At 46.9% G+C, this 14,403-nt stretch carries 16 protein-coding genes; all 16 read right to left on the bottom strand.

What is annotated here, in order from left to right:
* Window positions 1-78: 78 nt before the first annotated feature.
* Window positions 79-855, bottom strand: coding sequence for a glycosyltransferase family 2 protein (locus tag EKN16_RS25770; RefSeq protein ID WP_221226622.1), 777 nt, complete (start codon window positions 853-855; stop codon window positions 79-81).
* 17 nt (window positions 856-872) lie between these two features.
* Entirely contained in the window at window positions 873-2,393 is a 1,521-nt protein-coding gene (locus EKN16_RS25765) for an alkaline phosphatase family protein (protein WP_125663649.1), read from the bottom strand.
* The gene (locus EKN16_RS25760; RefSeq protein ID WP_125663647.1) at window positions 2,390-3,400 is read right to left on the bottom strand and encodes a lysylphosphatidylglycerol synthase transmembrane domain-containing protein; all 1,011 of its coding nucleotides are present in this window, start codon (window positions 3,398-3,400) and stop codon (window positions 2,390-2,392) included. The genes EKN16_RS25765 and EKN16_RS25760 overlap by 4 nt, the downstream gene beginning before the upstream one ends.
* Window positions 3,401-3,689: 289 nt before the next feature.
* Window positions 3,690-4,088 (bottom strand): F0F1 ATP synthase subunit epsilon, encoded by a 399-nt coding sequence (locus tag EKN16_RS25755; protein ID WP_125663645.1) that lies wholly within the window; start codon window positions 4,086-4,088, stop codon window positions 3,690-3,692.
* Window positions 4,089-4,230: 142 nt separating this feature from the next.
* Window positions 4,231-5,649, bottom strand: coding sequence for a F0F1 ATP synthase subunit beta (gene atpD, locus EKN16_RS25750; RefSeq protein ID WP_125663643.1), 1,419 nt, complete (start codon window positions 5,647-5,649; stop codon window positions 4,231-4,233).
* Between the two features lie 38 nt (window positions 5,650-5,687).
* Window positions 5,688-6,548 carry an ATP synthase F1 subunit gamma gene (gene atpG, locus EKN16_RS25745; RefSeq protein ID WP_125663641.1) on the bottom strand — a complete coding sequence of 287 codons (861 nt, stop codon included), beginning with the start codon at window positions 6,546-6,548 and terminating at the stop codon, window positions 5,688-5,690.
* A 119-nt stretch (window positions 6,549-6,667) separates the two neighbouring features.
* Complete coding sequence (gene atpA, locus EKN16_RS25740) at window positions 6,668-8,182, bottom strand: F0F1 ATP synthase subunit alpha (protein ID WP_125663639.1); 1,515 nt, start codon at window positions 8,180-8,182, stop codon at window positions 6,668-6,670.
* Window positions 8,183-8,198: 16 nt separating this feature from the next.
* Window positions 8,199-8,747, bottom strand: coding sequence for a F0F1 ATP synthase subunit delta (locus tag EKN16_RS25735; protein WP_125663637.1), 549 nt, complete (start codon window positions 8,745-8,747; stop codon window positions 8,199-8,201).
* The gene (gene atpF, locus EKN16_RS25730; protein ID WP_125663635.1) at window positions 8,744-9,226 is read right to left on the bottom strand and encodes a F0F1 ATP synthase subunit B; all 483 of its coding nucleotides are present in this window, start codon (window positions 9,224-9,226) and stop codon (window positions 8,744-8,746) included. Before atpF ends, EKN16_RS25735 begins: the two co-directional genes overlap by 4 nt.
* A 104-nt stretch (window positions 9,227-9,330) precedes the next feature.
* Window positions 9,331-9,555 carry a F0F1 ATP synthase subunit C gene (gene atpE, locus EKN16_RS25725; RefSeq protein WP_125663633.1) on the bottom strand — a complete coding sequence of 75 codons (225 nt, stop codon included), beginning with the start codon at window positions 9,553-9,555 and terminating at the stop codon, window positions 9,331-9,333.
* 76 nt (window positions 9,556-9,631) lie between these two features.
* Window positions 9,632-10,387, bottom strand: coding sequence for a F0F1 ATP synthase subunit A (gene atpB / locus EKN16_RS25720; protein WP_125663631.1), 756 nt, complete (start codon window positions 10,385-10,387; stop codon window positions 9,632-9,634).
* Window positions 10,387-10,797: an ATP synthase subunit I gene (locus tag EKN16_RS25715; RefSeq protein WP_125663629.1), complete on the bottom strand. Its 411-nt coding sequence runs from the start codon at window positions 10,795-10,797 to the stop codon at window positions 10,387-10,389. The genes atpB and EKN16_RS25715 overlap by 1 nt, the downstream gene beginning before the upstream one ends.
* Window positions 10,797-11,069, bottom strand: coding sequence for an AtpZ/AtpI family protein (locus EKN16_RS25710; RefSeq protein WP_125663627.1), 273 nt, complete (start codon window positions 11,067-11,069; stop codon window positions 10,797-10,799). Before EKN16_RS25710 ends, EKN16_RS25715 begins: the two co-directional genes overlap by 1 nt.
* A gap of 190 nt (window positions 11,070-11,259) precedes the next feature.
* Window positions 11,260-12,408 (bottom strand): non-hydrolyzing UDP-N-acetylglucosamine 2-epimerase, encoded by a 1,149-nt coding sequence (wecB, locus tag EKN16_RS25705; RefSeq protein WP_125663625.1) that lies wholly within the window; start codon window positions 12,406-12,408, stop codon window positions 11,260-11,262.
* Window positions 12,409-12,439: 31 nt separating this feature from the next.
* Complete coding sequence (upp, locus tag EKN16_RS25700) at window positions 12,440-13,069, bottom strand: uracil phosphoribosyltransferase (protein ID WP_125663623.1); 630 nt, start codon at window positions 13,067-13,069, stop codon at window positions 12,440-12,442.
* Between the two features lie 208 nt (window positions 13,070-13,277).
* Window positions 13,278-14,348, bottom strand: a complete 1,071-nt coding sequence (locus EKN16_RS25695; RefSeq protein ID WP_125663621.1) for a glycine-rich domain-containing protein — start codon at window positions 14,346-14,348, stop codon at window positions 13,278-13,280.
* Window positions 14,349-14,403: the final 55 nt, after the last annotated feature.

Here is a 14,403-nt window from a genome sequence, read left to right as displayed (position 1 = left end):
GTCGGTATTGCCGCCGACATTAGCTCTTTGGACTTCCCAAGACGACGCACCTTCACACACTCCCATTCGATAGTCTGTCTACTCTTCCGCATTCGCTCTTCTCTGAAGAAGTATCTGCTTTTGCTGTTGTAACAGCTGCTGTCGTTTCACCACAGGTCGACGCATTTCCTTCCAAATCGCCGGCAGCACTGAGCCTACGTACTTACGGAATTTGATAAAAGACTGCCCGTGAACGCGTACCTGATACCGAATCGGTACCTCCTTCATACGGAAACCCTGCCTTACTAGATTCAGTGTAATGACCTGCGCATAATTATAGTCGTGGATAATCTCCGCATGCAGCATCGCTTCTCGCGAGAATCCCCTCATACCTGACTGCCCATCCCAAATGACACGACGCAGCAACACACACTGCAGCATGGTAAAACAAACGTTTCCTATGCGCCGGTGAATGGTCATTCCACGAATAACACCTTTAAATCGTGACCCCATCGTATAATCCGCTTGTCCATTCCATATTGGTGCAACCACATCGGGAATTTCCTCCGGTGGATATTCATTATCCGCATCGATCATCAGTCCAATATCTGCCCCCAGCCTGACGCACGCTGCAAGACCCTCGCGAACGGCCGCGCCTAGCCCTCTATTCTTCTCGAATTGAATAATGTGATCCGCACCTGCTGAGAGTGCCACCTGAGCGGTTCGATCCGTCGAACCATCATCAATGACGAGTACCTCAACCTGCCAGCCCTCCCGAACCTTACGCGGAATACGCGAGATGACCTGTCCAATATTCAATTCTTCATTATGCGCTGGCAAAAAAACAATTAGCTTACGGTCCTCAATACGGTCCATCTTCCTTCTACTCTCCTCTATTTCATCCAAGAAGCACCCTCTACTGCCTTCATTGACAACTCTGCAGGCTGCTTACCTTCTATACCCTCAAGCAGAACGGGTCCCCTACTGTGACTTGGAAAAGGCGCTCCCAGTAAATAAGCAAGAGTAGGTGCCACAGATACTAGAGAGTGCTTTTCATCTACCTTTATACCTGAACGAATCCCTGTTCCATACATAAAGAAAGGCACATAACGCTCACCTTCATCCAAATGCCCATGTCCACCAATACCATCCGCTTGACCGTGATCAGCACAGACGATATACGTCGCGTTGTCTCCGTAACCTCCCGCTTGCAGCCATCCCACAAACTCGGTAATCAATTGGTCGGCCTCTTCTATCTTTTCTCTGTACTCGTCGAATAAAGCGCCTCTGCTATGACCCGTTTGATCCGTAGCAATAAACTGTACGATGAGCAGATCGGGGTTTTGCTCAGATACAATAAGCTTAGCCCGTTCCATTATGTTACGATCCGCTTTATCGTTGTGCATGACTGCTGTTACGCTCTCCACATCATCACCCATGGAATCGATCAAATGGGCAATCCCGAGCAGCCTGCCACGCTTTCCCACTTTACGTAAGCTATCGAAGATCGACTCTACTTTAATTCCAAGCTTCCAGACCATATTCGATGTAATCCCATGTTCCCTTGGATAAGTCCCCGTAAACATCGATGAGAAGCAGACCACAGTCCGTGCCGGATATACCGTCTCCATCTGCGTGTACTCTGTGCCTTGGGCACGCATATTCTTCATGAACGGTGCATTTGCTTCCTCGAAACGATCCTTGCGCATGCCATCTACAACAAGAACATAAACCTTTTCACTACTTGCAACCTTCGACTCAGCCGTATTATTCGTGTAGGTTGGAATTTCTTTGGGCTTCCAATCGAATAAATTACGGTGCAGCACCAGCGTGTAAACGACTAGACCAATAACGAACCATGCATAACTGCTCCAAGTGAAATCGGTCGAAAATAAGACTTCATCCATTCCCCATCGACGTGCTGCTCCATCAACAATGAAGAGTAGAAGCAGAAATTTCGGCATTTGCTCTTGTGCATTTCCACTGGTCGAATCACTATTCTTTAGAACTAGCTTCCAGAAGCGTTTAAAGTTCCACCACGAGGTTCCAATCCGCAGATGATAATAGAAGGTACCCCAAAAATAAATCGTGAAGAAGAAAAATAATCCCAAAGCCGTCCCATATAAACCAAAATCAAGCGTCGCATCTCGCCATAGTACGAGCGCACCTATAACCGGAAACCATAAGTAGTTACGAAGAAATAGCGGGAAATCATAGACAAAATAGAGTACAAATATCGGTAATGCCACCAATAACCCGATACCAAATGCGGCCCAAAAGGCTGGATCACCCCATTGATTCATATGGTACAGCGCATAAGCACCCATAACAAAAATCGGCGTAAAAGGCTTACCCTCATTCAACATATTCCAACAGCGTGCAGCTACAATTTCGAAGCCTGATGCTTTCTTCACGATTCATTACTCTCCTTTTTTCCGCGCGGATTGAGCCACTTGCGAAGCTCCGACCACGATACTGCAGCTAATAGTAGTGATCCTATACCAACTAGATATGCAAAAACGAACTTATAACCATGTGATAGAAGCGCAACAGTATAGGCCTGCGCGCCCGCCATACCGAGAACGCCGAGTGATGCTGTTAAAGTCGTTTCATACGTCCCAATGCCTCCAGGGGTCACGTGAAAGATCTGTCCGGCAATCGTCATTCCATTCGCCCAAACCGCCTGCAGCGGTCCAATTCGAAGATCAAGAGCTAGGATAACACCGTAGACCACTGCACCCTCCATCATCCAGCTAATTAAAGTAAGCAGGGTCAGCACAGCACCCCGACGTGAGCGAATAATCAGCCATAAACGCTCTAAATGTCGCTTCACAAAGCCTAATAGTGCTTGTACTTTTCCCGCTGCTCCAACGTTTGATGCGGATCTCTGTCTCCATTTGTTCCTTATAAGGGACATACAAATAATGAAGAGGACTAATAGAATGATCATTAGGCTACCAACAGTGATTGCACTCCATTTAGGTGATGCTTCCAGACCCAGAAGAACAGCGCCAACCGATCCAATTAGCAATAAAGAGGCCATATCTAACAGACGCATAATAGCTACGGAGTGAAGTGCGTCATCCCAGCGCATACGAGTTATACGAACAAGCATCCCCGTCCTAGCCAAGTCCCCAAGCTTGATGGGCAGCAAATGATTAACAAGAAGACTAATAAAGAGCGGATAAACATAATCCCTCAGCCTATCTTCTCGTTCACGTCCTACATATAGTCGCCAAGCGATCGCTTTCAGAACAAACGAGAAACCATAGCCAGCCGTCATAAAAAGTAAAATACCCGGTGAGCGAAGCAGCTGCATCGCCGCCGCCCCAAGCTCTCGGCCTTGAAACCAGCGCAGTGAGCTCCAAACAAATAAGGCGGCCATCACCAGCCCGCCAGCAGTCGTAACAATTCTCCGCACATTGCACCTTCTTGATTCTATTCCTAACGCTTTACTGCGTTATCAAATTCAATGAGAAACATTCTCATCTAGTATAGACGCCCTAGCGAAGGACGTCAAATTAAATTGATCACATCGATCCCATTACCAGCACACATGCAACCACAAAAGGGCAGCCTGAGCTGCAAACATCCTGCTGAAGAGGATTGCAGCTCAGACTGCCTAGCCTTATCTTTTAAAATGACAGTTATCCAGCTATATATAAAAAAACACACTGTCCTATTCGACAGTGTGTTCCTTTAAAGACAAATTAACGTTGTTTTACGCCAATACGATTTAGTGCTCTCTGTAAAGAAAGCTCAGCACGACGATGATCATAATCATCGCGTTTGCCGCTTAGACGCTGCTCAGCACGCTGCTTAGCAGACTCCGCGCGATCAAGATTGATATCGCTAGGAAGCTCAGCGCTTTCGGCCAAGATGACAACTTTGTCTTTGCGCACTTCAAGAAACCCGCCATTAACGGCAATGATTTCTTCGTTGCGATCTTTCTTGATTGTAATAGCAGCAATCTTCAAAGGAGTAACAAGCGGGATATGATTGGCCAAAATGCCCATCTCACCCTCTGTACCTTTAACGATCACCATATTAACATCCTCAGCATAAACCTTACGCTCAGGAGTTACGATTTCTAGTAAAAAGGAGCTCATTACATTACCCTCCTAAGAGTTTTACGAATGTAAAACTCACTTCGTAAGCATAAACTTAGAGTTTTACGAATGTAAAACTCACTTCGTAAGCAAGGCTTAGCATTTTACAGAGTAAAACACTAAGCCTTTAATAAATTGCGAATTAAACCTCTTGTGCAAGTTTCTTCGCTTTTTCGACTGCATCTTCAATCGAACCCACGTTATGGAAAGCTGGTTCTGGAAGATCGTCATGTTTTCCGTCAAGAATCTCTTTAAAGCTGCGTACCGTAGTCTTAACCGGTACGGAAACGCCTGGCATACCGTTGAACGCTTCCGCAACGTGAAGCGGTTGCGATAGGAACAATTGAATCCGACGTGCACGAAGTACGATAAGTTTGTCGTCCTCGGACAACTCATCCATACCAAGGATTGCGATAATATCTTGAAGCTCTTTATAGCGTTGAAGAAGTTTCTTAACGCCTTGAGCTACGTGGTAATGCTCTTCGCCCAGAATTTCTGGAGTCAGAATCCGGGAAGACGAAGCGAGCGGATCAACGGCTGGGAAGATACCCATCGCTGCAATGTTACGCTCAAGGTTAGTTGTTGCATCCAAATGGGCAAACGCCGTTGCAGGAGCCGGATCCGTATAGTCATCGGCAGGAACGTAGATCGCTTGAATGGAAGTAACGGAACCTTTTTTCGTTGAAGTGATACGCTCTTGCAATTGACCCATTTCAGTTGCCAATGTTGGTTGGTAACCTACTGCGGATGGCATACGACCGAGCAATGCGGATACTTCAGAACCAGCTTGCGTGAAACGGAAGATGTTATCGATGAACAATAGTACATCTTTGCCTTCTTCGTCACGGAAATACTCAGCCATTGTAAGACCCGTCAAAGCTACGCGAAGACGCGCGCCTGGCGGCTCATTCATTTGACCGAATACCATCGCTGTTTTCTCAATAACGCCTGAATCACTCATCTCGTGATAAAGGTCATTACCTTCACGAGTACGCTCGCCTACACCGGCAAATACGGAGATACCGCCGTGCTCTTGAGCAATATTGTGAATGAGCTCTTGCATGGTTACCGTTTTACCTACGCCGGCACCACCGAAGAGACCGATTTTACCACCTTTGGAATAAGGAGCCATCAAGTCGATAACTTTAATCCCTGTTTCCAACATTTCTTGTGAAGTTGACAATTCATCGAATGCCGGAGCTTGACGATGAATCGGATTGCTTTTTGTACGGTCAACGTCACCGTTATTATCAATTGGATTGCCAAGTACGTTAAACACGCGACCAAGTGTAGCGGGTCCAACTGGTACAGTGATCGGTTTGCCAGTATCAACAGCTTCCGTTCCTCTGACTAGGCCGTCTGTGGAAGACATTGCAACGCAGCGAACTAAGTTATCACCAAGGTGAGTTGCCACTTCGACAGTAAGGTTAATGTCGCGTTCGCCACTGTTTTGAGCTTTCTTTTCAATCCTGACCGCATTAAGAATCTCAGGCAAATGACCGTTTTCGAAAGCAATATCGACAACAGGTCCTGTTACCTGGACTATACGTCCCTTGCTCATTCCTGTACCTCCTTATATTGCGTGAATTTCCCAACTATTTATTGCTGAGCGTTCGCTCCACCGACGATTTCCGCGATTTCCTGAGTGATTGCTGCTTGCCTTGCACGGTTGTACGTCAGCGTCAAGCCTGCGATCATCTTCGTCGCGTTCTTCGTTGCATTACCCATTGCCGTCATCCGAGCTCCGAACTCACTTGCTTTACCTTCCAAAACAGCGCTATAGATAAGTGTTTCCGCATATTTAGGCAGTAGAACATCGAGAACCTTCTCTGGTGATGGCTCATATTCGTAATCCGACTTCGCTCCTGACAATTGCGACTGATCCAGCGGAAGCAATTGTTTAATAACGGGAACTTGAGTCATCGCATTATGGAACTGGTTGTAGACAAGATGTAATTCATCGTAAGCACCACTCTCAAAGCCACTAACTGCAGAAGATGCAATCGCTTTGATATCAGAGAACTTCGCTGCATCCGGTAATCCTGTCGCTTCTTCTTTAATCGCAATACTGCGGCGTTTGAAGTAATCACGGCCTTTACGTCCGATCACGAAAATATCGTATTCAGATGGAGACTTGTGATTTTCTTGCAGCACCGCCCAAATTTTACGAAGCACGTTAACATTGTATCCACCTGCTAGTCCACGGTCCGAAGTGACGACCAGATAGGCCGTCCGCTTGACTTCGCGGCTTTGCAGCATAGGATGTTTAACTGTGCCTGCGCCCGATGCAATACTAGCAACGACTTCCTTGATCTTGTCGGTGTATGGTCTCGCGGCGATTGCTGCTTCTTGAGCTCTTCTGAGCTTCGATGCTGCAACCATCTCCATTGCCTTCGTGATCTGTTTCGTATTCTGCTTGCTCTTGATCGAACGCTTGATTTCGCGCATTCCTTTTGCCACTCGTTGTCACCACCTTATTGCCGGACTTGGGCTCTTAGGACAAGCCCGGCTCTATTCCGCGTTTTTTTTTCGAATCACACAGAGCTCACAGCGTGCGCTTCGAAAGTAGAAGAAATGGTTTAAACCGACACTGCAAAGCTTTTCTTGAACGTTTTGATAGCTTCAACAAGAACTTTCTCGTTGTCGGAAGTCAGATCTTTCGTATCGCGGATGGAAGCGAAAATTTCTGGTTTGTTTGCATCCACGAAGGCAAGGAGCGATTCTTCGAAACGACGAACGTCCTGTACCGGAATATCATCAACATGCCCTCTGGTTACAGTGTAAAGAGAAACGACTTGACGCTCTACCGGCAATGGCTGATTAATACCTTGCTTCAGAATTTCAAGTGTCCGCTCACCACGGTTCAGACGGGATTGCGTTACTTTATCAAGATCAGAACCGAATTGAGCAAATGCTGCCAATTCGCGGTATTGGGCCAAGTCAAGTTTGAGTGTTCCCGCTACCTTCTTCATTGCTTTAATTTGAGCGGAGCTACCTACACGGGATACGGAGTTACCTACGTTAACCGCAGGACGTTGACCGGAGTAGAACAAGTCGGACTCAAGGAAGATTTGACCATCTGTAATCGAGATTACGTTAGTCGGGATGTATGCTGAGATATCGCTGGCTTGCGTCTCAATGAAAGGCAAGGCAGTCAATGAACCACCGCCAAGCTCATCGTTCAGCTTAGCTGCGCGCTCAAGCAAACGGGAATGAAGGTAGAATACGTCACCTGGGTAAGCTTCCCGACCCGGAGGACGACGAAGCAGCAAGGAAAGCTCACGGTATGCTGCCGCTTGTTTGGAAAGATCATCATAGATAATCAGAACGTGTTTACCTTTGTACATGAAGTACTCACCCATCGAGCAGCCTGTGTAAGGTGCTAGGTAGAGCAATGGAGACGGCTCGGAAGCACTTGCTGTTACGACGATTGTGTACTCCAAAGCGCCTTGTTTGCGCAAGGATTCAACAACCGTACGAACAGTAGATTGCTTTTGACCGATTGCAACGTAGATACAGATAACGCCGTTGCCTTTTTGGTTAACGATTGTATCAATCGCGATTTGCGTTTTACCTGTTTGACGGTCACCGATGATAAGTTCCCGTTGGCCGCGGCCGATTGGAATCATCGCATCGATTGCTTTAATACCGGTTTGCATCGGTTCGAATACCGATTTACGAGCCATTACGCCCGGAGCCGGTGATTCGACTGGACGCGCTTCTGTCGTGTTGATTGGACCGTTACCATCAACGGGCAGACCCAATGCATTAACTACACGGCCAAGTAAAGCTTCGCCTACTGGCACTTCCATAATACGGCCGGTTCTTTTTACTTGATCGCCTTCACGAATAGCAGTGTAAGGTCCCATGATAACGGCACCGACATTGCTTTCTTCCAAGTTAAGCGCCATTCCGACAACGCCGTTCGAGAATTCGAGAAGCTCGCCCGCCATTGCGTTTTCAAGCCCGTGAATACGAGCGATACCGTCACCGACTTGGATGACCGTACCGACATCTACGACTTGAATCTCGGATTTAAATTGTTCGATCTGTTGTTTAATCAGCGTGCTGATTTCATCAGGTCTGATACTCAATTCCGTTCACCCCTATCTACAATACTTGAGTTTTCAATGATTGTTCCAATCGTGCTAGCTTACCGGACAGACTTCCGTCAAACAGACGGTCGCCGATGCGCACTTGCACACCGCCAAGCAAAGATGGTTGTACGATTTGTGTAGCAATAATGCGTTTTCCAACGATTGTACCGAACTGTGCTGCCACCTTCGACAATTCCTCATTGGATAGCGATTTAGCGGAATAAATCGTTGCATGGGCTTCGCCCAGCGCATCGCCCGCTACTTTCAAGTAAGCTTCATACACTTCACCGATGGAGTTCTGACGCCCACGGATGACAAGAAGCTCTAGTGTATTTAGAACAATAGCCGACACTTTATCTGATAAAGCGCCTTTAATGATCTCAATCTTCTTAGTTACTTCAACATTAGGCAAAGCAAGGAACTTACCGATTACCGGATCTCCCGACAATGCTTCAACGACGATCTTCAGCTGTTTCTCAACATCTGCAATCGCATTGTTTTGCTGAGCAAGCTCGAACAACGCTTTAGCGTAGCGTTTAGCTACGACGCCCTCGCGGCTCATTTGCTTCCAACCTCTTTCAAGTATTGGTCAACAAGCTGCTCTTGCGATTTATCATCGATTTGTTTCTCGATGATTTTGGAAGCAATCATAACGGACATGCCGCTAACTTGACTCCGAAGAGCTGCAATCGCTTTGTTTTTCTCGCTTTCAATATCTTTAACCGCATCGTCCTTCAGGCGAGTAGCCTCGGATTTCGCTGCGTGTACGATTTCTTCTGCTTGCTTCGAGCTAATTGATTTGGCTTGCTCGATAATGTCATTAGCATCCTTGCGCGCTTGTTGAAGCGCTTGTTTTTGATCTTCAAAATGCTGATCCGCTTGCTTGCGGCTAGCTTCTGCGCCATCAAGCTGATCTTTCACAAGCTGTTTGCGCTGCTCCATAATCGAAAGGAGCGGACCGAACGCATAACGGCTAAGCAGCCAGTAAAGAATCAAAAAAGCAATTAGTTGGATGAAAAAATTGGACCATACGATATCCAACGAACTTCACTCCTTTCCGTAAATTGGCTAGCTATATTTCCTATAGCTAGCAAAAGGAAGGCGCGGAGGCATAGGCACTCCCCGCCATATTGCGATACTTGGACTTAAGCTTTTGCAAAGAAGATGAACGCCAATACTAGAGAGATGATCGGCAATGCTTCTACAAGCGCTACCCCGATAAACATTGTTGTTTGAAGCGTACCGCGAAGTTCTGGTTGACGGGAAATACCTTCAACCGTGCGACCTACGATCAAACCATTACCAATACCTGCTCCAAGTGCTCCAAGACCAAATACAATTGCTGCTGCAACTAATGCCATTGCTCCCATTAAAGAAATCCTCCTTAAAATGTTTAAAAGATATAGTCGTTTATTGTTTCCCGCTTAGCGGGTTTGTTACTGCGTATTAATGATCTTCGTGAATGATCGCTTGCGACATGTATACCATCGTAAGCATAACGAATACGAACGCTTGAATAGCTCCGATAAACATGCTGAAGCCTTGCCAGATGACGAGCGGCACGATACCGACCCATCCAAGCCCCATGATAACTGAAATCATGACCTCACCGGCAAAGATGTTCCCATAAAGACGAAGCGACAAGGAAAGAGGTTTGGAAACTTCTTTAATGACGTTCAATGGGAAGAAAGGAATATACGGTTCGAAATAATGCTTCAGGTAATGCTTACGATTACGACGTAAACCCTCGATGTGAGTAAGCAAGATAACAATTGCCATAAGCGCTCCCGCTACAGCAACATCAGCTGTTGGTGATTTCCACCACGAGATATGCGCCTCATCTTTACCATCAGGAAGTACCAAATCCATCCCAAGGAAAGTAGCTCCATGATGCGCCTCGGTAACGATACCGAGTGGTAGACCCAACATATTAGCTACGAAAATGTACATAATAAGCGCAATTCCGAGCGTCAGGTAGGGACGACCTTTCTTTAAGTCCATCGACGTGCCAATAAGATTGATAACGAATTCAATTACCCACTCCAGAAAGTTCTGCATCTTGGTTGGATTGGTCACCGAAGCGTTACGAACGGCCAGACGAGCGAGCACAAAAACGATAATGCTGGTGATAACAATCGTGATGATTGCAGCTAGGTCAAAGCGGATACCACCTAGATGCACCTCAGGAAAAACGTGATCCATTAGTTGTTTTCACCCCTTTCATCGGAAGAATGCGAAGCTGCCGTTCTACTCTTGGAACGAAATCCCAGTATGAGTGTTGCCAATTGAGCAACAAATAATCCAACTACCGTTCCAATGAGGCTAAATGAAAAGTACTCCGTAGCAAGAACCACTGCGAGCAAACCAATGCAAGCACGTGTGAGAAACCCGAGTTTATTTCGTTTCGAGCCTTGCTCAGCTGCATTTGCACCAATCCGTTGTACCTTCCAAGAAAGATGGGATGCGTTTACAAGACTGGCCACTGCACCAATACCAAGTCCTCCAAAGAGTGATTGGTACGCCGGCCATATTGCCCAGCCTATACAGCATAGAGATAAAAATAAAAATGTAAGGCGCGTGACGGTTCGCAGGTGGGCCGACAAGTCGTCCATCAGTTTGCTTTGCCCCCCGTAAATGTCCGAATTAGAAATATGGCGACAATTATAGCGATAACAACTCCGATCGCCATTCCTGTTATCGACCAATATCCAGTATCCCGCGCAGCATCAAGCTTCAAGCCTAACCAATAACCAAGGCCCAGACAAGTCGCGAAAGTACCACCAACCGAACCAATGAGTCCCATCGCTCTCCAAGGATTATCCCCGAAGTTCTGACTGCTCGTGTTTCGATCTTCGCCGGACGGTTTTCTTTCGGATGGATTCATAGAGGAATCACTCCAAAACTCTTATTTATTTTATCGAAGCAACGTCACCTTTGTCAATTGATATAAATTCAAACATTTAGTGAACAGGAAGTCGAAAACCCTTGATCTGTCTAGGGTTTTCGACCATACAAACCGTACAGTAGCACTGTATGCTGTGAAGTTGCTAACCATGCCACTATATCAATATAACCTATGAACGTTGTGTGAACGTATCTGGCCGCTCTGCTATTTTTCCAAAATGATGCAGGATGGCTTGTACAATACGGAAGGATGCTTGTCCATCTCCATATGGATTGGCAGCTTTGCTCATTTTTTCATACAGTTGATTATCTGTCAGCAAGGCACGCGTGCGGCTGTAAACCGCTTCTTCATCGGTACCAACAAGCTCCAGTGTGCCTGCCTCAATGCCTTCTGGACGCTCTGTCGTGTCTCGCAGCACAAGTGTCGGTACGCCGAACGATGGTGCTTCTTCCTGTAATCCGCCTGAATCCGTCAAAATCATATACGTATGCGGATAGAAGTTGTGAAACTCGAATACGTCGAGCGGATCAATTAGCTTCACGCGCGGATGATCTCCGAGAATTTCATTCGCGGGCTCACGTACCGCAGGATTTGGATGAACAGCATAGACAATCGCAACATCTTCGAACTCATCCGCAATTCGCTTAACAGCACGGAAGATATTCCGATGCGGTTCACCAAGCGCTTCGCGGCGATGAGCGGTCATCAGGATCATTCGCTTCCCCTTCGCCCAATCCAGTATAGGGTGAGTGAAGGATTTATCAACGGTATATTGAAAAACATCTGTGGCGGTATTACCCGTTACGTAGATGGTGCTGTCTGATTTATTTTCCTTGCGCAAATTGTTAGCTGACCATTCGGTCGGTGCAAAATGCACATCAGAAAGAACCCCCGCAAGCTGCCGATTCATTTCCTCGGGATACGGCGACATTTTATTCCACGTACGAAGACCAGCTTCTACATGGCCAACTTGAATTTGTTGGATGAAAGAAGCATAGCTCGCCAGAAATGTCGTCTGCGTATCTCCATGAACGAGTACGATATCAGGCTTTGCTTCGCGAAGAACCGGTTCAAGACCCTCCAGAACGCGAACTGTAGTTTCTGTCAGCGTTTGTCTATCTTTCATTACGTTAAGGTCGTAATTGGGGGCAATCTCAAAAAAATCCAGAACCTGATCCAGCATTTGGCGATGCTGCGCCGTTACACACACGATCGATTCAATCTCATCGGGATGTTTCTGAAGCTCAAGTACAAGTGGCGCCATCTTAACCGCCTCAGGCCTTGTACCGAAAATTGTCATTACTTTTAATTTAGCCACTAATTGTCACTCCTATGATTAGATAACGCGATTATTTGGTACCGAACATGCGATCTCCGGCATCTCCAAGCCCCGGGACGATGTAGCCGTGGTCATTGAGATGGTCATCCATAGCAGCAAGATAAATATCAACGTCAGGATGAGCCTTCTGCACGACTTCCACGCCTTCTGGAGCAGCAATCAAGCACATTAGCTTGATCTGTTGACAGCCCCTCTGCTTCAACGCTTGAATAGCCGCACATGCCGAGCCGCCAGTCGCCAGCATCGGATCGATAACAATAAGAAGTCGCTCGGTTGCATCGGAAGGAAGATTAACGTAATACTCCACCGGCTCAAGTGTTTCCGGGTTACGGAAAAGCCCGATATGCCCAACTTTCGCAGAAGGAATCAGCTTGAGCATCCCCTCTACCATGCCAAGACCAGCACGCAGAATGGGTACAATTCCAAGCATGCGTCCAGAAACAACTTTGCTGGATGCGTTCGTAACCGGTGTTGCTACAGTTACCGTTTCTAAAGGTAAATCTCTTGTGATTTCATAAGCCATTAAAGTAGCTACTTCATCAACGAGCTCACGAAAATCTTTCGTATTCGTATTTTTGTCTCGGATATAGGTCAATTTGTGCTGAATTAATGGATGGTCGCAAATCGTCAGATTGCCCATGGTATTGCCTCCTGTGAAAGCTTCGCAGCTAGTGAAATTAGGTCTTTTTTTTACATTGTCTCAACACAATCCTGTCTATTATAGCACCGAGTACTTGTTTGTGCACAACTACGTGCGGCGTAAAAAAAACCAGCAGCTCCAATTGGTCTGGAAACTGCCGGTTATTGAGGGTTTTAGACCATCCACGCTCAGGCCAATCGTCTACTATTCAATCCCCGCCGCCTCCGCCACAGCCTCCACCTCCACATGAAGATCCACCGCAGGAGGAACCTCCGTCCCCACCACCTGAACTGCAGGAAGAGCTGCTGCAGTTGTGACCCCCATTGTTATCGCTGCTGCACACGTAGGAAGAACTCCCGCAGCTGCTATTGTGCTCTCGTTGTTCTTTAGTCTGGGCATCGTCCATCTGACGATTGAAGTCACCGGAATCATGCAGAGATGAGAAGAAGAATGCTCCCGACAATAATCCTGTCATCATGGAGGCATCCTGCCACTGGGACTGATAAGCTGAATCATCAGTACTAGATCGACGATCACCGCGTCTCGCTTCGGTAGCAAGCCTTTTACCCCTATCAATCAAGTAAGCAGCCGCTGCATGAATATCCGGGAACAGCTCCGCGGCTTTATGATTGAAGAGCTGATCCTTGAGCTGCTCTCTGCTTAGACCATCTAAATCACGAATACGTTCTTCTTGCAAAGGGACCCTGTAGAATGACCCCCATAGCTGTCCGCTCACAGGTGTTGATTCAAACAATTCTCCATAAACCCAGTCAAACCACGCGCGTTCGCCTGGATCTGGTTTCGCATCGGCAGCATGTGGAGCGTGGTGAATAAGCCCGCCGCAAAGTTGTTTGCAGAATTGCTCATATTCCCTTGTGAACATGAGCATCTCATGCCACACCACATCCACCTTAACACTATACATAGGTACGCCGCGTAAAATTGCACACATTAGAAAATACCGTTTCAATTCAAACCATTGCCACTGCCATTCACCCTCGCGCATCGCAGGGTTGATTTTCAGCACACGATCCTTGATGCGTTCCTCAAAATCCACTGTCAGTACAGCCTCCAAACGTTCGGAAACTGCCCTTGCGGGATGCTGCTTCGGAACACCAAGAAATTCAGGCGGTTTACGATTCGGTAAGGATATCCTGCGTCTAGGTCCTCTTTGCGGTGAACCGAACCTTGAGCCTGATTTCGACAGCTGCAAAATGATTCCAACGACTATAACAATAATAACGATAACAAAGAATAAACCAAAGATGGATGAGCCCATATCTGTTCACCTGCTTCCGTTGGTATATCTCTATGATACCATGCGAGAGCTGCTA

Origin of the sequence: Paenibacillus baekrokdamisoli (assembly GCF_003945345.1) — a bacterium.
Taxonomy (GTDB): Bacteria; Bacillota; Bacilli; order Paenibacillales; family Paenibacillaceae; genus Paenibacillus_Z; species Paenibacillus_Z baekrokdamisoli.
The sequence above is the reverse complement of the archived record's forward strand: the minus strand, read 5'-3'. Positions and strand labels throughout refer to the sequence as shown.

Coding starts and splice junctions, on each gene's coding strand:
- EKN16_RS25770 (WP_221226622.1), bottom strand. CDS start 855: ATGGACCGTATTGAGGACCGTAAGCTAATTGTTTTTTTGCCAGCGCAT.
- EKN16_RS25755 (WP_125663645.1), bottom strand. CDS start 4,088: ATGAGCTCCTTTTTACTAGAAATCGTAACTCCTGAGCGTAAGGTTTAT.
- atpD (WP_125663643.1), bottom strand. CDS start 5,649: ATGAGCAAGGGACGTATAGTCCAGGTAACAGGACCTGTTGTCGATATT.
- EKN16_RS25735 (WP_125663637.1), bottom strand. CDS start 8,747: ATGAGCCGCGAGGGCGTCGTAGCTAAACGCTACGCTAAAGCGTTGTTC.
- atpE (WP_125663633.1), bottom strand. CDS start 9,555: ATGGGAGCAATGGCATTAGTTGCAGCAGCAATTGTATTTGGTCTTGGA.
- atpB (WP_125663631.1), bottom strand. CDS start 10,387: ATGGATCACGTTTTTCCTGAGGTGCATCTAGGTGGTATCCGCTTTGAC.
- EKN16_RS25715 (WP_125663629.1), bottom strand. CDS start 10,797: ATGGACGACTTGTCGGCCCACCTGCGAACCGTCACGCGCCTTACATTT.
- EKN16_RS25710 (WP_125663627.1), bottom strand. CDS start 11,069: ATGAATCCATCCGAAAGAAAACCGTCCGGCGAAGATCGAAACACGAGC.
- upp (WP_125663623.1), bottom strand. CDS start 13,069: ATGGGCAATCTGACGATTTGCGACCATCCATTAATTCAGCACAAATTG.
- EKN16_RS25695 (WP_125663621.1), bottom strand. CDS start 14,348: ATGGGCTCATCCATCTTTGGTTTATTCTTTGTTATCGTTATTATTGTT.